This is a genomic window from Amycolatopsis sp. NPDC021455, assembly GCF_040640995.1.
Taxonomy (GTDB): domain Bacteria; phylum Actinomycetota; class Actinomycetes; order Mycobacteriales; family Pseudonocardiaceae; genus Amycolatopsis.
In genome coordinates this window covers 1-19,286 of record NZ_JBFACT010000081.1, presented here as the reverse complement: position 1 = coordinate 19,286, position 19,286 = coordinate 1, and the positions used below count along the sequence as shown (strand labels likewise).

The 19,286-nt window shown below is 71.0% G+C and carries 16 protein-coding genes; 9 read left to right on the top strand and 7 right to left on the bottom strand.

Annotated features, from left to right (window positions below):
- Positions 1-142: 142 nt before the first annotated feature.
- The gene (locus tag AB0G28_RS43430; protein ID WP_361103596.1) at positions 143-637 is read right to left on the bottom strand and encodes a hypothetical protein; all 495 of its coding nucleotides are present in this window, start codon (positions 635-637) and stop codon (positions 143-145) included.
- Between the two features lie 221 nt (positions 638-858).
- Here AB0G28_RS43430 and AB0G28_RS43425 point away from each other — a divergent pair, with 221 nt between their 5' ends.
- Positions 859-1,911 (top strand): DUF418 domain-containing protein, encoded by a 1,053-nt coding sequence (locus AB0G28_RS43425; RefSeq protein WP_361103594.1) that lies wholly within the window; start codon positions 859-861, stop codon positions 1,909-1,911.
- Between the two features lie 281 nt (positions 1,912-2,192).
- Here AB0G28_RS43425 and AB0G28_RS43420 read toward each other — a convergent pair whose 3' ends face one another.
- The gene (locus tag AB0G28_RS43420) at positions 2,193-2,615 is read right to left on the bottom strand and encodes a MarR family transcriptional regulator (RefSeq protein WP_361103592.1); all 423 of its coding nucleotides are present in this window, start codon (positions 2,613-2,615) and stop codon (positions 2,193-2,195) included.
- A 93-nt stretch (positions 2,616-2,708) separates the two neighbouring features.
- Between AB0G28_RS43420 and AB0G28_RS43415 the strand changes: the two genes are divergently transcribed.
- Genes AB0G28_RS43415 through AB0G28_RS43405 form a run of 3 tightly spaced genes read left to right on the top strand, consistent with a single transcriptional unit; the run spans position 2,709 to position 4,625 of the window.
- Positions 2,709-3,497 carry an alpha/beta hydrolase gene (locus AB0G28_RS43415; RefSeq protein ID WP_361103590.1) on the top strand — a complete coding sequence of 263 codons (789 nt, stop codon included), beginning with the start codon at positions 2,709-2,711 and terminating at the stop codon, positions 3,495-3,497.
- A gap of 28 nt (positions 3,498-3,525) precedes the next feature.
- The gene (locus AB0G28_RS43410) at positions 3,526-4,281 is read left to right on the top strand and encodes an MBL fold metallo-hydrolase (RefSeq protein WP_361103588.1); all 756 of its coding nucleotides are present in this window, start codon (positions 3,526-3,528) and stop codon (positions 4,279-4,281) included.
- The gene (locus AB0G28_RS43405; RefSeq protein ID WP_361103586.1) at positions 4,278-4,625 is read left to right on the top strand and encodes a putative quinol monooxygenase; all 348 of its coding nucleotides are present in this window, start codon (positions 4,278-4,280) and stop codon (positions 4,623-4,625) included. Before AB0G28_RS43410 ends, AB0G28_RS43405 begins: the two co-directional genes overlap by 4 nt.
- A gap of 131 nt (positions 4,626-4,756) precedes the next feature.
- On the opposite strand, the gene AB0G28_RS43400 is transcribed toward AB0G28_RS43405, so the two are convergent.
- Together AB0G28_RS43400 and AB0G28_RS43395 are read right to left on the bottom strand one after the other, a co-directional pair.
- Positions 4,757-6,205, bottom strand: a complete 1,449-nt coding sequence (locus tag AB0G28_RS43400; RefSeq protein WP_361103584.1) for an arabinofuranosidase catalytic domain-containing protein — start codon at positions 6,203-6,205, stop codon at positions 4,757-4,759.
- Between the two features lie 31 nt (positions 6,206-6,236).
- Positions 6,237-8,639, bottom strand: a complete 2,403-nt coding sequence (locus AB0G28_RS43395) for a ricin-type beta-trefoil lectin domain protein (protein WP_361103582.1) — start codon at positions 8,637-8,639, stop codon at positions 6,237-6,239.
- Between the two features lie 367 nt (positions 8,640-9,006).
- Here AB0G28_RS43395 and AB0G28_RS43390 point away from each other — a divergent pair, with 367 nt between their 5' ends.
- On the top strand, positions 9,007-10,341 hold the full coding sequence (locus AB0G28_RS43390; protein ID WP_361103627.1) for a glycoside hydrolase family 6 protein: 1,335 nt from the start codon (positions 9,007-9,009) through the stop codon (positions 10,339-10,341).
- 46 nt (positions 10,342-10,387) lie between these two features.
- On the opposite strand, the gene AB0G28_RS43385 is transcribed toward AB0G28_RS43390, so the two are convergent.
- The 3 genes from AB0G28_RS43385 to AB0G28_RS43375 are packed head-to-tail and all read right to left on the bottom strand — an operon-like array spanning position 10,388 to position 13,415.
- Entirely contained in the window at positions 10,388-11,206 is an 819-nt protein-coding gene (locus tag AB0G28_RS43385; RefSeq protein WP_361103580.1) for a carbohydrate ABC transporter permease, read from the bottom strand.
- Positions 11,206-12,129 (bottom strand): sugar ABC transporter permease, encoded by a 924-nt coding sequence (locus AB0G28_RS43380; RefSeq protein WP_361103578.1) that lies wholly within the window; start codon positions 12,127-12,129, stop codon positions 11,206-11,208. Before AB0G28_RS43380 ends, AB0G28_RS43385 begins: the two co-directional genes overlap by 1 nt.
- A complete protein-coding gene (locus AB0G28_RS43375) occupies positions 12,126-13,415 on the bottom strand; it encodes an extracellular solute-binding protein (protein ID WP_361103576.1) in 1,290 nt (429 codons plus the stop codon). The genes AB0G28_RS43380 and AB0G28_RS43375 overlap by 4 nt, the downstream gene beginning before the upstream one ends.
- Positions 13,416-13,564: 149 nt before the next feature.
- Between AB0G28_RS43375 and AB0G28_RS43370 the strand changes: the two genes are divergently transcribed.
- The 4 genes from AB0G28_RS43370 (at position 13,565) to AB0G28_RS43355 (ending at position 19,154) form a co-directional block, all read left to right on the top strand.
- Positions 13,565-14,608, top strand: coding sequence for a LacI family DNA-binding transcriptional regulator (locus AB0G28_RS43370; RefSeq protein WP_361103574.1), 1,044 nt, complete (start codon positions 13,565-13,567; stop codon positions 14,606-14,608).
- The gene (locus AB0G28_RS43365) at positions 14,605-16,899 is read left to right on the top strand and encodes a glycoside hydrolase family 3 N-terminal domain-containing protein (RefSeq protein WP_361103572.1); all 2,295 of its coding nucleotides are present in this window, start codon (positions 14,605-14,607) and stop codon (positions 16,897-16,899) included. The genes AB0G28_RS43370 and AB0G28_RS43365 overlap by 4 nt, the downstream gene beginning before the upstream one ends.
- A 40-nt stretch (positions 16,900-16,939) precedes the next feature.
- Entirely contained in the window at positions 16,940-17,500 is a 561-nt protein-coding gene (locus tag AB0G28_RS43360) for a dihydrofolate reductase family protein (protein WP_361103570.1), read from the top strand.
- Between the two features lie 298 nt (positions 17,501-17,798).
- Positions 17,799-19,154, top strand: coding sequence for an RICIN domain-containing protein (locus tag AB0G28_RS43355; RefSeq protein WP_361103568.1), 1,356 nt, complete (start codon positions 17,799-17,801; stop codon positions 19,152-19,154).
- Positions 19,155-19,286: the final 132 nt, after the last annotated feature.

The following is a 19,286-nucleotide window of genomic DNA, read 5'->3' as shown; positions in this document are numbered from 1 at the left end:
GCCATGGTCGCCGCGCCAGTTCACGCAGGCCTCGCTGCGGGCGGCGGCGGCCGGCTGGGCGGTGCAGCGCGAAGGCCTGGCCGCGCGGCGCTTCGACCGCGTCTTCACCACGCGGTTCCGGACCCCCTGACCCGCCGCGGTTTCAGACGGGGGCGGTCAGCCGGCGGGCGACGTCGGTGAACTCGTCGAACGCCCGCCGGCCGCTTTCCACGACTTCGAGCATCTCGGCGGAGTTCGGCCGCCGAGCCGCCGGTTCCCGGTCGAACCACAGCGTGCGCAAGGCCCGGTCGGCCTCGGCGACGGCCTCGGCGGCCGTGATCAGCTGCTCCGGACCGACCAGCCGGAGCAGCAGCAGCGCCTTCTTGACGTCGCTGCGGGCACTCCAGTAGCGCTGCTCGGCTTCCACGACCAGCGCGGGGTCGGCGGCCACCGGCGGCGCGACCGTGCGGACGGTCCGGAAAAGCCACAGGATCGCGTCGCGGGCGGTCGTCGCGGCCTCCACCAGTTCGGCGCAACGCACCGCCCGCTCTTCCCGCAACCGGGCCCGGGCGGCGACGCGCGCCTTGACCGGCTCGAGGAACACCCCGAGCGTCACCCCGGCAAGGGCGAACAACCCGGCGACGAGTGGAGTCATCATGACGGAACAGTCTCACGGGAAGCGCGGCCGCACCGCGGCTCCCTGACGACCGGAGGGCCGAACTCCAGCCGGGCGGCGGGGCGTGTCCCGCTCACCGGCGGATGCGAGCGTCCGGCACGGTTCACGACGCTGAAGACCATGGCGGTCACCGAAAACGCGGCGAAACCGGGAGTCGCACGCCTCGCCGGCATCGACCTGGCGCGCGGCTCGCCGTCTTCGGCATGTTCGGCGCGCACGTCGGCCCGGATCCGGCCGTCGGTGGTGTCACCGGCGTGCTGATGGAGTTCGTGCAGGGCCGCTCGTCCGTCCTGTTCGCCACCCTGGCCGGCCTTTCGCTGGCGATCATCTCCGGCGGGCCGCAGCCGCTGACCGGCGGGCCGTGGCGGCGGGCGGCGCGCCGGATCGCCGTCCGCGGCGGGATCCTCCTGCTGTTCGGGACCGCCCTGACCATGACCGGCACCACGGTCGCGGTGATCCTCGCCTACTACGGCGTCTTCTTCCTGCTGGCCCTGCCGTTCAGCCGGCTGCGGGCACCCGCGCTGGCGCTGATCGCCGCCACCACCGCGATCGCCGGTCCATTGCTGTCCTTCGTGGTGCGTCGCGCGCTCGACCGGAGCGGCTGGGGGCAGCTGATCACCTCCCTCGACCCCGTCGAAGCGATCGGCGGCGAGGGCATTTTGCGGCTGCTGTTCACCGGCAGCTACCCCGCCGCCACCTGGCTGCCGGTCGTGTTCGCGGGCATGGCCGCCGGCCGCCTCGACCTCGCCGCCCCGGCGGCCAGGATCCGGCTCGCGATCGTCGGCCCGGCGCTGACCGTCGTGGGGTACGGCGGCTCCTGGTCGGCCATGTGGCTCTTCGGTGTCACGGAACCCGGCGGCGGCAAGGAACCGAAGGACTCGGGCGTGGTGCCCACCGGTGACCCCGCGGAGCTGCTGGGTTCGTCGGCGCACAGCGGCACGCCGTTCGAGATCGCCGGCTCCGCGGGGGTGGCGATCACCGTGCTGGTCTGCGCGTTGGTCCTCACCGACAAGCTGTCCTGGCCCCGGCTGTGGCGTCCGGTGACGGCGGTCGGCGCGATGTCCCTGACCGCCTACACCGGGCACGTCGTCGCGATCGCGGTGCTCGGGCTCAGCGGGACGCAGGGCGAGCCGCCTGCCGTGCTCCTCGGGTTCATCGCGGGTGCGGTCGTGTTCGCACTGGCGTGGTCGCGGTTCTTCCGGCGCGGCCCGCTGGAGTTCCTCCTGCACAAGGCGACGAACCCACGGTCCTCTTAGGACATGTCGGGGCGCGACGGCCCGCGCCACGCACTCCCGCAGCAGTGCCCTGCGCCGTTCGTGCGCCTCGGTGGGTTCGTCGACCGCGGCGGCGTAGCCGTTGCCGACCGGCGACCACGCTGCCGAAGTACGCGTACAGCCGGGCCCGGTTGGTCCGCGCCGCCTCTGTTTCGTGGCGCCCCCACGAGACGTCAGCTTGTCCGCCATGCGTCGCAGCTCTGCGCCCGCGACGACGTCCGCTACCGCTTCGTCCTCGGCCTGGCCGACCTCGACGAGCGCGCCTAAACCGTCGGGTCGGGCCCCAGCACGATGTCCAGCAGTTCGCCCAGCTGGTCGAGCTGCTGGGAAGACAGCCCGCTGAACGACTCCTGGATGACGGCTTCGACCGCCTCCTGGCCGGCGGCCCGCAACCGGTCGCCTTCCTCGGTGAGCCGGTGCTTCACCGCTCGTCCCGGCCCCGGCACGCGCTCGATCAGCCCGCGGTCGGCCATCCGGACGGCCAGCGAGCCGAACGACTGGTCGGTCTGGAACGTCAGCACCGCGAGCTCGTGCAGCGAGGCGTCCGGCCGGCGGTGCAGGTGACGCAGGGTGTCCCACTGGACGAGCGAGAGCCCCAGCGGCGCCAGCGCGCGGCTCAGCGCGCGGTGGTGGCGGTACTGCAGCCGCTTCACGGCCAGGGAGACGTCGGAGGGGCGGTAGGGCATGGCGGAGAGCTTAACGCACCGGAGTCAGGTTGCTTATATCAAGAACCTTAGATAAGGTTCCTGATATAACGCTTCGTGCAGAGAGAAGGACCGATGAGCACTCCGATCCCCGCGGGCACCCTCCGGCCCACCCGGACCCGCACCCTCCAGACCGGCGCTGTCGAGATCACCCTCCAGGACCGCGACCGCACCCGGCCGTTCCTGCTGCTGCACGGCGGTGGCGGCGTGCAGACCATGACCGGCTTCGCCGACCTGCTGGCCGAACGCACCCATTCGCGGGTGCTGCTGCCCACGCATCCCGGCTTCGCCGGCACCCCCAAGTCCGACGCGCTGACCGGCGTCTCCGAGCTGGCCGCGGCCTACGTCTCGATGCTCGAGCAGCTCGACCTCACGGACGTGACCGTCGTCGGCAACTCCTTCGGCGGCTGGCTGGCCGCCGAAATCGCGCTGTGCCACAGCCCGCGCGTCAGCGGCGCGGTGATCGTCGACGGCATCGGCATCGAGGTGGCGGGGCACCCCCTCACCGACGTCAGCGGGCTGTCGCGGGCCGAGCTGCTGGCGCACTCCTTCCACGACCCGCGCAAGGCCCCCGTCCCGCCGGGCGGCGGCACCGGGCCCAGCCCGGACGTCGCGGCGCTGATCGGCTACACCGGCCCGGCCATGGCCGACCCGGCACTCGCGGAGCGGCTGGCCGGGGTGGACATCCCGGTCCACGTGGTGTGGGGCGAGAGCGACCGCATCGTCACGCCGGAATACGGCAAGGCGTACGCCGCCGCCTTCCCGCTGTCGACGTTCACCCTGCTCCCCCGCACCGGTCACCTCCCGCAGGTCGAAACGCCCGAAGAACTGCTCGGCGCGCTGCTCGACCTCGGCAACCGGTGACTTCCCCTACGCGACAAGGAAAAACGGCATGAGCACCCCTCTGACGGTGACCCGGATCGGCCACGCCTGCCAGCTGCTCGAGTTCGGCGGCACCCGCGTCCTGACCGACCCGTGGTTCACCCAGACCGCGACGTACTACCAGGGCGAGCCCGTCACCGCGACCGTCGGATCCCTGGGCCGGCTCGACGCCGTCGTGGTCAGCCACGAACACTACGACCACTGCGACCTCGACGCCCTCGTCGGCGCGGGCTTCGACCTCGGCACCCCGCTCATCGGCCCCGGCACCGTCGCCACCATCGCGCGGGACAAGGGCTTCCGCGACGTCCGGGCGGTCGAGGCGTGGGAGGCGACCACGGCCGGCGACCTCACGGTGACCGCGACCCCGGGGCAGCACGGCGTCCACGAAGTCACCTTCGTCCTCCAAGCCGGCGGCCGCACGGTCTTCTTCGGCGGCGACTCCCTGCGCGTGCCGGAGCTGGACACCATCCCGCGGCGGTTCGGCCCGGTCGACCTGGCGATCCTGCCCACGAACGGGCTGTGCGTCCGGTCGATGGACATGCGCCAGGTGGTGATGGACGCCGAAGAAGCCGCCGGGCTGACGGCCGCGCTCAGGCCCACCCTGGCGATCCCCCACCACTACGCCTTCCACAGCGGCCGCCTCGGCGACCGGATGATCACGCGCGGGGATCAGGACCCCCGCCACTACGCGGACGCGGTCGCGCGGCTGGCGCCCGGCGTCGACGTCCGCCTGGTCCTGCCCGGCACGCCGGTGACGGTCCCGTGACCGACCGCCGGTTCAGGCCGGAGATCGGCGACGACCTCCCACCCGGCGAGCGGCCGATGGTGGCCGTCGTCCGGGCGGTCCCCGGCCACGAGGAGCGGCTCGCGGCCGCGATCGTGACGCTCACCGCCGCCGTCCGGCGTGAGCCGGGCTGCCGGGAGTTCCGGTCGTTCACCGACGTCGCGAACCCGGGAGTCTTCTACCTCTACGAGATCTACGCGAGCACCGACGCGTTCCGGGCCCACCTGGAGACCGCCCACGTGGCGCACTTCTTCACCGAACTAGCCCGGCACAGCACCACCGACGCCACCGCGCTGGTCCAGCTCGCCGAACTGCCGGTGCCGTAGCCCGGCCCGGATGCGCCCCAATGTGGCGTTGGTTGCGTCCAACGCACCGAACGCCACATTGGGTGCGTCCAACGCACCCAATGTGGCATTGGGGCGCTTGGCCCGGACGTCGAGCAGCCGGCGACGCGCGGCTAGCCGAGTGTCCACTGCTGGTTGCTGCCGCCGTTGCAGGTCCACAGTTCCACCGGTGCGCCGTCGGCGGTGGAGGCGCCGGTGACGTCGAGGCACAGCCCGGACTGGCCGCCGGTGACCGTGCCGTTGGAATTGACCGTCCACTGCTGGTTGCCGCCGCCGTTGCAGGACCAGGTGATGACCTTCGTGCCGGCGCTGGTGCCCTGGCCGGACGCGTCCAGGCAGAGGGTCGAGCCGCCGACGGTGACCCTCAGCTCGCCCGCCGACGTCCGTGTCCACGTCTGGTTGGGCTGGCCGGTGCAGCCCGCGATCTGCGACTGCGTGCCCTGCGTCGAATTCGGCGCGGCCAGGCACTTGCCCGCGCCCACCGCGTGCAGCGGGCCGGTGCCCGTGTTGGACCCGCCGGTGCCGTAGCCGGCCGCGGTGATGTTGGCCTGCACCGCGTCCTCCGTGGCGTTCGACGGGTAGCCCGACGTCATCACGCCTTCGTAGAACGTGCCCGCCGACCCGATGCTGTTGTCGCCGCCGGTGCCGAGGATGATCGCGCCTTCCTTGCGCATCGGGTTGTAGCCGGACACGTTCGGCCGCTTGCCGTCGTAGAACGTCGACAGGCCGCCGGACTGCGCGTTGCCGCCGCGGATCGCCCAGTGGTTGGGCTCGCCCTTGATGATCGCGGTCAGGTAGCGGTGGTTGATGGTCGGGTCGTTGGCGTTGTACCCGGCGTTCACCCCCGAATAGAGACCGTTCTCCAGGTCGGCCATGATCCACGGCCCGTTTCCGGTGCCGTAGCCCCAGACCTTGATGTTGCCGAAGTAGATGGCCTCCATCGTGCCGTTGCCGTTGTCCCGGCTGTTGCGCTCGGCGTTGCCGTAGTCTAAACAGCAGCCGCCGTTGTAGTGCGTGCCGTCGAAGATCGCGTACATGCCCTCCGGCTGGTCGCCGGTCGCGGTGCCGGTCGCGTTGTTGTTGCGGTAGCCGGTACCGGGAGCCACGAACACGCCGTACGCCTTCTGCCCGCCGATCGTGATCGGGGCGGCGGCCGCGTTGGCGAGGTTGTCGTACCCGCCGGGAGCCGGGCCGGAGAAGCCGCCCGGCGGTGCCTGGGTCAGGTGGTTGTTCCGGCCGGACTGGTCGTAGATGACGGTGATCAGGCACGTCGTCCCGGCGCAGAACGAATCCTGCGCCGCGGCGTTCGCGACGCCGCCCGCGCTCAGGACGCCGATGTCCCGCGTCGTGTTGTCCGAAGCCCGCCGCACTTGGTAGAGCGAGCCGTTGTACGCGCCGTACAGCGCTCGGGTGGTGGAATGCGCGGCCACGCACGGCGTGCCGCCCGCGGCATAGATGTCGCACGGCCCCTGGGTGGCTGCCTGCGACGCCGTGGCCGTGCCGGCCACCGCTCCCGCGGCGAGCACCGCCGCCGGCCACAACGTTCTCCAGCGTGCGTTCATCGGCGAACTCCTTTGTCCGGACGGATCGCGGCTAGCTGCGCGCCCACTTCTGGGCGCTGCCGCCGGTACAGGTCTGCAGGGTCACCGGCGTGCTGTTCGCGGTGCCGTTCCCGGTGGGGGTCAAGCACAGTCCGGACTGGACACCGGTGATCGTCCCGTCGGCGCCGGCGTTCCACTGCTGGTTGGCGCCGCCCGTGCAGTCCCAGATGATCGCCCGGGTGCCGGCGGCGGTGCCGGAGCCCTCGGCGTCGAGGCACTTGCTGCCGTACACCTGGAGCTGCTTCGCGGAGTTGAGGGTCCACTGCTGGTTGGTGCCACCGTTGCAGTCCCACAACGTCACCTGCGTGCCGTTGGTCTGGGACACGTTCGGGACGTCGAGGCAGCGCCCGGACGCCGTGTTGCGCAGCACGGACGTCGAGCCGCCGCCCGAGCCGGCGACCGTGAGGTTGTCGAACTGCGCGGTCTCCCCCACGCTCGTGCCGATCCCGACCTGGCCGGCCGGGAAGGTGCTGTCGGTGACCGTGCCGAGCACCGTGCCGTCGACGGAGGCGGTGATGGTGCTGCCGGAGAAGCCCAGTGACAGCTTGTGCCAGCTGCCGGTGCCGAGCGCGGTCGTCGTCCCGGTGCGCAGCGTCGTGTTCTGCTGGCTGGTGTTGTTGCGCCGGAGCGACCACGCACCGGTGTCACTGACCCGCAGGTAGTACGCGTTCAGCGCGCCCTGGTTGCCGGTGTCCTGCGAACCGGCGTGGCCGAGCAGCTCGACGTACCCGGACTTCTCCAGCAGCACGTCCGTGCTGAGTGTGTAGTTGTTCCAGGCGACGTTGCCCAGCAGCGCGTAGGGGTCGACGAACTTCTTCCAGGGGATCGTCTTCTGCGTCGCGGCCTGGCGCACGCAGGTGCCCGCACGGCCGGCGCCGCACGCGGCGGTCTCGAAGGCGCCCTCCATGTCCATCAGGTACTTGGCTTCCTTGCCCTTCGCGTACCCGTCGAAGTCGTCGCTGTAGGGCAGGTTCAGCGAGCCCTGCGGCGGGCTCGTCGCCGTGCCCTTGCCCTGCCCGGTGGTGGTCGTGATCGAGTAGAGGTAGCCGGGCTGGACGGTCAGGGAGTAGGCACCGCCGGACGGCGTGATGTCCGCGCTGTGGACGAAGTGGTCGTTCCCGTTGTTCGAGTTGAGGTTGGTCGCCCACACGTGCACCTGGCCGGCGGACAGCCCGCCGGTGACGTTCAGGTTCAGCGTCTGGGCCGACGTGGCGTCCATCGTCTCGATGATCGTGCTGTAGTCGGTGTTGTTCGGCGACTTCAGCGACACGTAACTGCCGTTGTTGCGGTTGCCGCCGAGGTAGCCGCTGGACGAGTCGAGGTACTTCCAACCGGGCGCGGTGAACTGCGTCGTGTGCGCCAGCGCCCACGAGTCCTTGCCGACCGAGTAGTAACCGGACCACGGCTGGTTGGCGAGGATCAGTCCCACGGTCGGCCACGGGATGTTCGGCGTGACGGCGGCGATCAGGTCCCAGTTCAGGTAGGCGGTCATCTTGCCGTCGAGGTAGACCCGGTTGATCCCGCGGGCCAGCGGCTTGGCGCCGTCGTTGTAGTCCTGTGAGCCGTTTTCGCTGGACCACAAGGTCTTCCCGGTGTTCGTGACGTTGGCCGGGACACTGCACGACGTCTGCGCGCTGAGGTAGCCGCAGGTGTAGTGGGCGCTGAGCACGTCGGTCGCGTTGCGGTAGGCCGTGTTCGTCGAGATCGCGCTCGCCGGGCCCCAGTCCCCCGGCCACGAGTCACCGGAGATGATCTTGACGGCGTTGTACCCGTTGGCGTTGAGCGCATTGCGGAGGGTGACGGTCCAGTCGGCGCTCCACTGCTTCTCGTTCTGGACGCTCGTCAGGTAGTCGATGGTCAGCCCGTGCTGCTTGGCGCACCCCAGCCACGACAGGTAGTAGTCCGTGAGGTCGTTGGAGAAGAAAGTGCCGTTGCCGATCCAGCCCGGCGCGCCCCACGGCAGGCCCACGAGCTTGATGCCCGGGTTGCGCGCCTTGGCCTGTTCCATGATCCACCACTCGTACCCGCGGTTGCAGTCGAGGTCGCCGCGGAAGTGCGCGTGGCTGGGCTCCGCGCCGCTGGTGGAGTTGGTGTCCCCGCCCATTTCCACCTTGAGGATCTGCAGGGCGGCACCGTAGCCGGGCTTGAAGAGGTAGTCGAGGATCTGGCCGCGCTGCGGTTCGGGGTAGTCGATCAGCAGGCGGCTGTTGCCACCGCCGCCGCTGACCGCGCCGACGCCGTCGAACGTGCGACCGGCGGAACCGCCGTTGATCGTGATCGCGGTGGCCGCCTGGGCGGCGGGCGCCGCGGCGACGGCAGTGCCGGCCACGGCCAGGACGACCGCGGTGACCGTCGCCGCCGCTCTCCTCGCGCTCCGGAGCAGGGTCGCGGGCATGGGTGTCCTCACTTTCGGCGAAGGGCGGCGACGGCGAAACTTTCGCGCACGCCGGCGAAACAATCGAAACGTTCAGCGAAGGAGGAAACGCACTGACCCGGCCGGGGAGGCACGCGGGAAACCGCACATGGGAACCCCATCTTCGTCGATGGCGAGCAGTCCGGGCGTTAACGCTAACAGCCGCTCCGTCGCCGAACAACCGCAGATTCCGCGCGAATGTAATTTTCGCGCCGCCGGGCGAGAACAGCACCGCGCCCCCTTTCCCATCCCGCCTTGCCCGGCTACAGTCCCGAATCACTGGGAGCGCTCCCAGGCACTCCGGCGCCACCCAGCCGTTCGAAGGAGAATGCGCATGCGAAGCAGGACAGTGGCAGCCGGTGGGCTCGCCGCGGTGGCCGTGACCGGCGTCGTCACCGCGACCACGTGGACCGGCGCGCAGGCCGCCGAATCGGCGTACTACGTCGACCCGGGCACCAACGCGGCCAAGTGGGTCGCGGCGAACCCCGGCGACTCGCGTGCCGCGGTCATCCGCGACCGCATCGCCGCGGTACCGCAGGCGAGGTGGTTCGCCACCACGAACACGTCCACCGTGCGCGGCGAGGTCGACGCGTACGTCGGCGCGGCGGCGGCCGCCGGGAAGATCCCGATCATGGTGGTCTACGACATCCCCAACCGCGACTGCGGCGGCGCGAGCAGCGGCGGCGCGCCGTCACAGGAGGCCTACCGGGCCTGGGTCGACCAGGTGGCGGCGGGCCTGGCCGGGCGGCCCGCGGCCATCGTGCTCGAACCCGACGTGCTCGCGCAGATGACGAACTGCCAGAGCAGCGACCAGCAGCGGCAGACCTCGGCGTCCATCGCCTACGCGGGCAAGAAGCTGAAGGCGGCCTCGGCCCAGGCCAAGGTCTACTTCGACATCGGGCATTCCGCGTGGCTTTCCGCCGGCGACGCCGCGGCGCGGCTGCGGGCGGCCGACATCTCCAACAGCGGCGACGGCATCTCGACCAACGTGTCCAACTACCGCGCCACCTCCGACGAAGTCAACTACGCCAAGGCGATCCTCGGCCAGCTCGGCGACTCGCGGCTGAAGGCCGTGATCGACACGAGCCGCAACGGCAACGGGCCGCAGGGCAGCGAGTGGTGCGACCCCGCCGGGCGCGCGATCGGCAAGCCGAGCACCAACCAGACCGGGGACGGCCAGATCGACGCGTTCCTGTGGGTCAAGCCGCCGGGCGAGGCGGACGGCTGCATCGCCACGGCCGGCCAGTTCGTGCCGCAGCGGGCTTACGACCTCGCCATCGCGGCCGGGCCGATCCAGACCACCACCCCGACGACACCGACGACGCCCACCACGCCGAGCACTCCCTTCCCGACCACCACGACCCCGCAGCCGACCGGGGGCTGCAAGGTGACCCACCGGGTGGTCAGCGCCTGGTCGAACGGGTACACCGGCGAGATCGTCATCGAGAACCGCGGGGCATCCGTCGACCACTGGACGCTGACGTTCTCCGCCCCCGGCGTCACGGTCAGCCAGGGCTGGAACGGAACCTGGACCGACACGGGCGACGTCGTCAAGGTCGACAACGCGTCCTGGAACGGCAACCTCGCCGCGGGCGCGACCGTCACCATCGGGTACAACGCGAACTACACCGGCGGCACACCGCCCTTCCAGTCACCGACGCTGAACGGGGCTTCCTGCTCCTGACCGGCACCTCCGCCCGAGGGCCTCTCCGGAAGGAGAGGCCCTCGGCCTACTTGCCGAAGCCGGCCGTGAGCCCGGTGACCAGATACCGGCGGCCCAGGACGTACAGCGCGAGCACCGGCAGCGTCGAAAGGATCACCGCGGCGAGCACCGCCGGGATGTTGACGCGGAACTGGCCCTGGAACGCCCACAACGCCATCGGCAGCACGCGCTGGTCGGCGCTCTGGGTGAGGATGAGCGGGAACAGGAACCCGTTCCACACGTTCAGGCCGTCGTACACGGCGACCGTGACCACTGCGGGTTTGACCAGCGGCAGGACCAGGCTCCCGAGCATCCGCCAGTGCCCGGCGCCGTCGACGCGCATCGACTCGAACAGCTCGTTCGGCACGTCCCGGAGGAAGTTCGCCAGGATCACCACCGACAGCGGGATCGCGAAGGCCACCGACGGCAGGATGATCGCGAGCAGCGAGTCGTAGAGGTGCGCCCGGGTGATCAGGTAGTAGATCGGGATGATCGTCGCCTGCAGCGGGATCGCCAGGCCCAGCAGGAAGGTGCTGTAGGTGAGCCCGGCGAACCGCGTCCGGCTCCGCACGACGTAGTAGGCGGCCATCAGCGACACGGCCACGGTGACAACCACTGTCCCGGCGGTGACGACCACGCTGTTGAGCAGGTAGCGCGGGAAGTCGTTTTCCAGCACCAGCTTGTAGTTGTCGAAGGTCGGGTCGGTCGGCGGGGACAGCGGGTTGGCGTCGAAGAAGCCGCGCTGGCGGCGCAGGCTCGTGACGACGATGTAGTACACCGGCACGAGCACGACGAGCAGCCAGGCGAACCCGCCGAGGCCGCCGAGGACGTTCGGACGGGACCGCATCACACACCCTCCAGCTGGCTGCCGCGGGAGAAGCGGGCGAGCCGGGCCAGGCCGAGCGACAGCGCCAGGCCGGCGACGACCAGCAGCACGGCCAGGGTGCTCGCGCGGCCCATGTCGTTGTTGGAGAAACCGTTGAGGTACATGTCCAGGGGCAGGAACCGGGTCGCGTCGCCGGGACCGCCGCCGGTGAGGACGAAGACGAGGTCGAAGTAGGTCAGCGAGCCGACCAGCATGAGCGTCGACGACGTCAGGATCGTGTAGCGCAGCTGCGGCAGCGTGATGTGTAAGAACTGCCGCAGGGGACCCGCGCCGTCGATCTGCGCGGCTTCGTAGAGCTGGGCCGGGATCTGCCGGACCCCGGCCTGGTAGAGCAGCGTGTGGAAGGGCATGAACTGCCAGCCGATCACGAAGATCACCACGTACAGCGCCAGCGTCGGGTCGCCGAGCCAATCCTGGGCCAGCGCGGCGACGCCGAAGGCGCGGCTCATCCCGAAGTTCGGATCGAGCAGGGCCTTGAACGCGATGGCGATCGCGGCCGAGGACAGCAGCAGCGGCAGGAAGTACAGCACGCCCAGCACCGCGCGGTAGCGGCCGCGGCCGGCAGTGAGCACACCGAGCAGCAGCGAGACCGGTGTCTGGAAGAGCCAGCTGAACACCATGACCTTCAGGCTGAGCCAGAGCGCGTGGTAGGTGGCCGGGTCGCTCAGCGCCGCGGTCCAGTTGGCGAAGCCGGCCCAGGCCGGGTCGGCGATGCCGTCCCACTTCATCAGGCTGAGCACGACCACCCCGCCGAGCGGGAGCAGCGCGAAGACGGTGAAGAACAGCAACGCGGGCGCGGCCATCAGCGGGTGGGGCCCGGCGCGGTGGCTCACCGCGCCGGACCGCACCTGCGGCCGCTCGAGGGTGGCGACGTGCGTCGTCATTTCCCGGCCGTCGCGTTCATGTTCGCCGAGAACTGCTCGGGCGTGAGCTGCTTGAGGAACAGCTGGTCGAGGTTGTTCAGCAGCGCGTCGGCCTGGCTCGGCGAGATGGCCTGGTCCCACGAGAGCTGGAAGCTCGGCGCGTTGCGCGCCAATCCGTACACATAGGACAGATACTGCGGGTCCTGCGCCTTCGCCAGCTTGGCTTCGATGCCGGCGACGGGCGGGACCGAGCCGCCGGCCAGCAGCGCGTCGACGTAGGTGTCGTTCATGACGCCCTCGCGCAGGTACTTGACCGCGGCCTGCTTCTGCGCGTCGGTCGCGCGCGCCGAGACGGACCAGAAGTTCGCCGGGTTGCCGGCGATGTCCGCCGGGTCGCCCTTGCCGCCGGGCACGGCGGGGAAGGCGGTGTAGCCGAGCTTGCTCGCGGCGAACTCCGGGTTGGCCTCCTTGATCGTCGGGAAGGCCCACGAGCCCATCAGGTACATCGCGGCCTTGCCGGTGTAGAGCAGGGCGATGTCGGCGTTGCTGTCGGTGCTGATCGAGTTGAAGCCCTTGACGAACCCGCCGGCGTCGACCAGCTGCTGGATCTTGCGGTTCGCCTCGAGCACGGCCGGGTCGGACCACGCGCCGGGCTTGTTCGCGGCGATCGCGTCGAACACCCCGGGACCGCCGATGCGGTCGACGAGGTACTCCTCCCACATCAGCTGCGGCCACTTGCTCTGCCCGCCGAGGGAGAACGGGGCGATGCCGGCGGCGGTGAACTTCGGCACCAGCGCCATCAGGTCGTCCCACGTCTTCGGCGGCTGTGCGCCGACCTGGGCGAAGAGATCCTTGTTGTAGAACAGGAACACCGGCTGCATGCTGTTGTTCGGCACGGCGTAGGTCTTGCCGTCGATGACGCCGGTCTTCGCGACCGAAGGCAGGAACCGGCCGGTCAGCGCGGGGTCCTTCTGCACCTCCGGGGTCAGGTCCGCGATCTTGCCCGCGGCGACCCACGACTTCAGCATGCCGCCGTTGCCCCAGCTGTAGACCAGCGTCGGGGCCTGGTCCGCGCCGACCGCGGACCGGATCTTCTGCTTGTAGGCGTCGTTGCCGAAGAACTGCCCGTCGATCCCGTCGGCGGCGAACGAGGTCCGGAAGACCTGCTCGTCGCCGCCGGTCAGCGCCCAAGCGGTCGGCTTGCCGCCGCCCGCGCCGGAGGGACCGCTGGTGCCGCAGGCCGCGGTGCAGGTCAGGAGTGCCGCCAGTCCGGCGATCAGCGTCGTCCGGCGTGTGCCCAGTGCCATGGTGCACCTTCCTCGTCGAAGGTTTCGAAAAGTTTCGAAAACTTTCTGGGGTGGCCGGAAATCTAAGGTAGAGTTCTCGGGTCGTCAAGTGCTACGTTGCTCGTCAGAGCCCGAAGATCAGCTCGAAAGTTTTCGATAGGAGAACTCCGATGCCGGGGAGAAAGCGCGCCACGCTCGCCACGGTCGCCGAGACGGCCGGGGTCTCCCTGCCGACCGTGTCCAAGGTCCTCAACGGGCGGACCGACGTCGCCGCGGAGACGCGGACCCGGGTGGAATCGGCCCTGCGGGAGCTGGGTTACGTGCCGCAGAACGGGCGCCGGACGCTCGCGCCGTCCCGGGTGGTCGACGCGGTCTTCGACGACCTGGTCAGCCCGTACACGCTCGAGGTGCTGCGCGGTGTGACCGACGCCGGCGCCGAGCTCGGCATCGACGTGGTCGTGGGCCGGATGCCCACACCGGACCCCGGCGGCCCGTTGAACCCGGAAGACCACTGGGCGCAGCGGCTGAAGAGCAACGACCGGTCCGGGCTGATCGTCGTCACGTCCGAGCTGTCGCTCGCGCAGGTCGAGAGCTTCGAAAACGCCGGCCTGCCGCTGGTCGTCATCGACCCGCTGAACCCGCCCCGGGCCGAGGTGACCAGCGTCGGCGCGACGAACTGGTCCGGCGGCGTCACCGCCACCGAGCACCTGCTGAGCCTGGGCCACCGGCGGATCGCGTTCGCCGGCGGCCCGCTCGAAGCCTCCTGCAGCCAGGCGCGGCTGCACGGCTACCGGGCGGCACTGGAGAACGCCGGCGTCCCGTTCGACCCGGACCTGGTGCGGCACGGCGAGTTCGACCACCCGGACGGCCTCGCCATGGGCGAGCGGCTGCTGGCCCTGGCCGAGCCGCCGACCGCGGTGTTCGCCGCGAACGACGCCACCGCGCTCGGCGTCCTGGAGGCCGCGCGCCGCCGCGGGCTGCGCGTGCCGCAGGACCTGAGCGTCGTCGGGTTCGACGACACCATGCTCGCCCGCCTCGCCACTCCCCCGCTCACCGTGATCCGCCAGCCCCTGAACGACATGGGCCGCGTCGCGGTCCGCACCCTGCTCAAGCTGATCACCGGGGACACCCTCGACTCCCACCACGTCGAGCTCGCCACGCAGCTCGTCGTGCGCGAGTCGACCGGCCCCGCACCCGACGAAGGAGCACGATGACCCGCTGGCTCGACACGGCCCTGTCCCCCGGCGAGCGCGCGGACGCGCTGCTCGCGGCGATGACCCTCGAGGAGAAGATCGCGCAGCTGGGCAGCGCGTGGCCCGGCAACCAGGAGGTCAGCGGGAACGTCGCCCCGATGCAGGACGTCTTCGCCCGCGGCGGGGTCCCGTTCGAGCAGGTCCGCGCGGACGGCATCGGGCACCTCACCCGCGTCTTCGGCACCGCGCCGGTGACCGCCGCCGACGGCGTCGAGCGGCTCGTCGCCCTGCAGCGGGAGATCGTCGCCGAAACCCGGCTCGGCGTCCCGGCCATCGTGCACGAGGAATGCCTGACCGGGTTCACCACGCTCGGCGCCACCGTCTACCCGACGGCGCTGGCCTGGGCCGCGACCTTCGACCCGGGGCTCGTCGAGCGGATGGCCACCGCCATCGCCGGGGACATGCGCGCGGTCGGCGTCCACCAGGGACTTTCGCCGGTCCTCGACGTCGTGCGCGACTACCGCTGGGGCCGCGTCGAAGAGACGCTCGGCGAAGACCCCTACCTCGTCGGCACGCTCGGCACGGCCTACGTCCGCGGCCTGGAGAAGACCGGCGTCATCGCGACGCTCAAGCACTTCGCCGGCTACTCGGCGTCCCGCGGCGCCCGCAACCACGCGCCGGTGTCGATCGGCCCGCGCGAGCTGCGCGACGTCATCCTGCCGCCGTTCGAGCGGGCGATCCGGGACGGCGGGGCGCGCTCGGTGATGAATGCCTACGTCGACCTCGACGGCGTCCCCGCGGCCGCCAACGCGGCCTTGCTGACCGGCATCCTCCGCGACGAATGGGACTTCGACGGCGTCGTCGTCTCCGACTACTGGGCGATCGCGTTCCTCAAGAGCATGCACCGCGTCGCCGACGGCGTCGGCACGGCCGGCGCGCTGGCCCTGGCCGCCGGAATCGACGTCGAACTGCCCGACAGCCTTTGCTACGGCAAGGAACTCGCCGAGCTGGTCCGCTGCGGCGACGTGCCCGAGGACCTGGTGGATCGGGCGGCGCGCCGGCTGCTGCGGCAGAAGGCCGAACTCGGCCTGCTCGACCCGGGGTGGGTACCGAAAGCCGAGCCGATCGACCTCGACTCGCCGCGCAACCGCGCCATCGCCCGGGAGATCGCCGAAAAGTCGGTGGTCCTGCTCGCGAACGACGGCGTGCTCCCGTTGTCCGCGGGCAAGGTCGCGGTGGTCGGCCCGTGCGCCGACGACCCGCTGGCCTTCATGGGCTGCTACTCCTACCCCAACCACGTCCTGCCCCGGTACCCGGAGCTCGGCATCGGCGTCGCCGCACCGTCTCTTGTGGACAGCCTGCGCCGGGAGCTCCCGGATGTTTCGGTGCACGAAGGCTGCCCGGTCCGGGACGAGGACCGCTCCGGGTTCGCCGACGCCGTGGCCGCGGCCGCCGCCGCCGACGTGTGCGTCGCGGTCGTGGGCGACCGCGCGGGCCTGTTCGGCCGCGGCACCTCGGGCGAGGGCTGCGACGCCCCCGACCTGAGCCTCCCCGGTGTCCAGGACGAGCTCCTCGACGCGTTGCTGGCCACCGGAACGCCCGTCGTGATCGTGGTCGTCTCCGGCCGGCCGTACGCCCTCGGCCGCCACGCCGGCCGCGCCGCGGCCCTCGTCCAGGCGTTCATGCCCGGCGAGGAGGGCGGCAGCGCCCTGGCCGGCGTCCTCACCGGCCGGATCACGCCGTCCGGCCGCCTCCCGGTGCAGATCCCCCGCCACCCCGGCGGCTCACCGGGGACCTACCTGAACCCGCCGCTCGGCCGCAACAGCGAGGGCATCAGCAACCTCGACCCGACGCCGTTGTTCCCGTTCGGGCACGGAATCTCGTACACGACCTACGGCTACTCGGACCTCCGCGTCGAGGCCGCCGAAGTGCCGACCGACGGGCAACTGTCCATCGCGGTCACCGTGCACAACACCGGCGACCGGGCCGGCGAGGAAACGGTGCAGCTCTACCTGCACGACGTCCAGGCCCCGGTCACCCGGCCCGTTCTGGAGCTGGCCGGCTTCGCCCGGGTCGCCCTGGAACCCGGGCGCGCGGCCCGGGTCACGTTCACCGTGCACGCCGACCGCACCGCCTTCACCGGGCCGGACCTGCGCCGCGTCGTCGAACCCGGCACCGTCGAGGTGTTCGTCGGGCATTCCGCCGCCGACCTGCCGTGCCGCGGATCGTTCGACCTCACCGGCCCGGTCCGCGAAGCCGGCCACGACCGCGTCCTGCACACGCCGGTCGAGGTCCGTCCCCTGGGCGAGTGAGGCGGGCATACTGTCGGCCCGGGACCGAGGAGGAGCGCCGGTGCGCAAGGTGACCTATTCGATGGGCGTCTCGCTCGACGGCTACATCGTCGACCCGGACGGCGGCTTCGCGTGGACGGAACCCGAAGAGGAGGTCTTCCGCTTCTCCGTCGACGAGATCCGGGAAGTCGGCGTCCACCTGCTGGGCCGTCGGCTGTACGAGACGATGCTGTACTGGGAGGACGTCGAAGAGGAGTCACTCGACGACTCGAAGCGCGAGTGGGCCGGGCTCTGGAACCCGCTGCCGAAGGTGGTGTTCTCCAGGACCCTGACGGCGGTGCGGGGCCACGCCCGCCTGGCGTCCGGTGGCCTGGTCGAAGAGATCGAGCGGCTGCGCGCCGAGCCGGCGGAAGGCACCATCGCGATCGGCGGCGCGGCGCTCGCCGCCCAGGCGGCCGCGGCGGGCCTCATCGACGAATACCGGGCCCGGGTCTACCCGGTGCTGGTCGGCGGGGGCATTCCGTTCTTCCCGCACGACGAGCGCCGGGTGGATCTCGACCTCGTCGAAACCCGCCCGGTCGGCACGAAAGTCGTCTTCCTCCGCTACAGCGTGAGGCGTTAGCCTCGCGCGCCGCGACTTGTCCCGCGGCACGGCAATGCGCCCCGATGTGGCGTTGGTTGCGTCTGACGCACCGAACGCCACATTGGGTGCGCTGGACGCACCGAACGCCACATTGGGGCGCATCCCCGGTCCCCGTCGACGCACCTCGGACGCGCCACCAGACGGCCCGGGAAAGCGCATTACCGAAATCCCCCACTCCGGCGTGAAACGTACATGGACGCGCATTCCCGGCATGTGCTAAAACGCAATGGCGTTTCGCGAATCGCCGGGAATTTCCCACGGGCCAAAGGGGTTTCGGATGTCGGGACACCGATCGCTGTTCAGGACCCTCGTGACCGCCGCGCTGCTCGTCCTGGCCATCGGCGGCACGCCGCCGAGCGCCGGCGCGGCCAGCGCGGCGGCGGGGACGCCCAGCGCCGGCTGCGGCAAGAACCCCACGCTGACCAGTGGCAAACGCACCATCCAGAGCAACGGCAAGAGCCGTGACTTCATCCTGAAGATCCCCGACACCTACGACAACAGCACTCCACACCGGCTGGCTTTCGGCTACCACTGGCTGGGCGGCACCGCCGAGCAGGTCGCCTCCGGCGGGAGCGACGGCTACGCCTGGGCCTACTACGGCATGCAGTCGCAGTCGGGCAACAGCACGATCTTCGTGGCGCCCCAAGGAATCGGCAACGGCTGGGGCAACTCCGGCGGCGAGGACGTCACCTTCACCGACGACATGATCCGGCTGATCGAAAACGACCTCTGCGTCGACACGACGCAACTGTTCTCCATCGGGTTCAGCTACGGCGGCGCGATGAGCTACGCGCTGGCGTGCGCGCGGGCGACCGTCTTCCGCGCGGTCGTGGCCATCGCCGCCCCCGGCGCGATCAGCGGCTGCAGCGGCGGCACCCAGCCCATCGCGTACATGGGCATCCACGGGGTGTCGGACAACATCGGGGCCGGCCGCGGGCTGCGCGACACGTTCGTCCGGAACAACGGCTGCACCCCGCAGAACGCGCCCGAACCCGCTCCGGGCAGCAAAACCCACTACCTGACCGTCTATTCGGGATGCCGGGCCGGGTACCCGGTGGTCTGGGCGCCGTTCGACGGCGGCCACCAGCAGGGCCCGGTGGACGGCTGCACCGGCTGCGAGAGCGGCGCGAGGAGCTGGGACAAGGCCGAGATCTGGAAGTTCTTCAGCCAGTTCGGCGGTAGCGACCCGAACCCGCCCACCTCACCGGTTCAGGTCGGCGTGAACTACTCCCTGGTCGCGGCGCACAGCGGCAAGTCGGCGGACATCAGCGGCGCGTCCACCGCGGCGGGCGCCGCCTTGATCCAGTGGTCCTCGCACAACGCGGCCAACCAGCAGTTCGACTTCCTCGCCTCCGCCGACGGCTACTACCGCGTCCGCGCCCGCCACAGCGGCCTCGTCCTGCAGGTCGCGAGTTCCGCCTCCGGCGCGGACATCACCCAGCAGCCCGACACCGACGCGGCGGCACAGCAGTGGAAGGTCACCGACCAGGGCGGCGGCGCGATCAGCCTCGTCAACCGGGCCAGCGGCCTCGCCATGGACGTCTGGGGCGCCTCGACCGCCGACGGCGCGCGGATTTCGCAATACGCCCCCTCGGGGGGCGCCAACCAGCGGTTCCAGCTCCAGCGCGCCTGAGAACGGACCGCTCCCTTCTTGACCACCGGCCAGCGCCCCAATGTGGCGTTGGGGGGGGGGGGGGGGCCCCCCCCCCCCCCGGGGGGGGTTGTGGGAAAAATAGGGAGAGGGGGGGGTGGGGGGAAGGTTTGG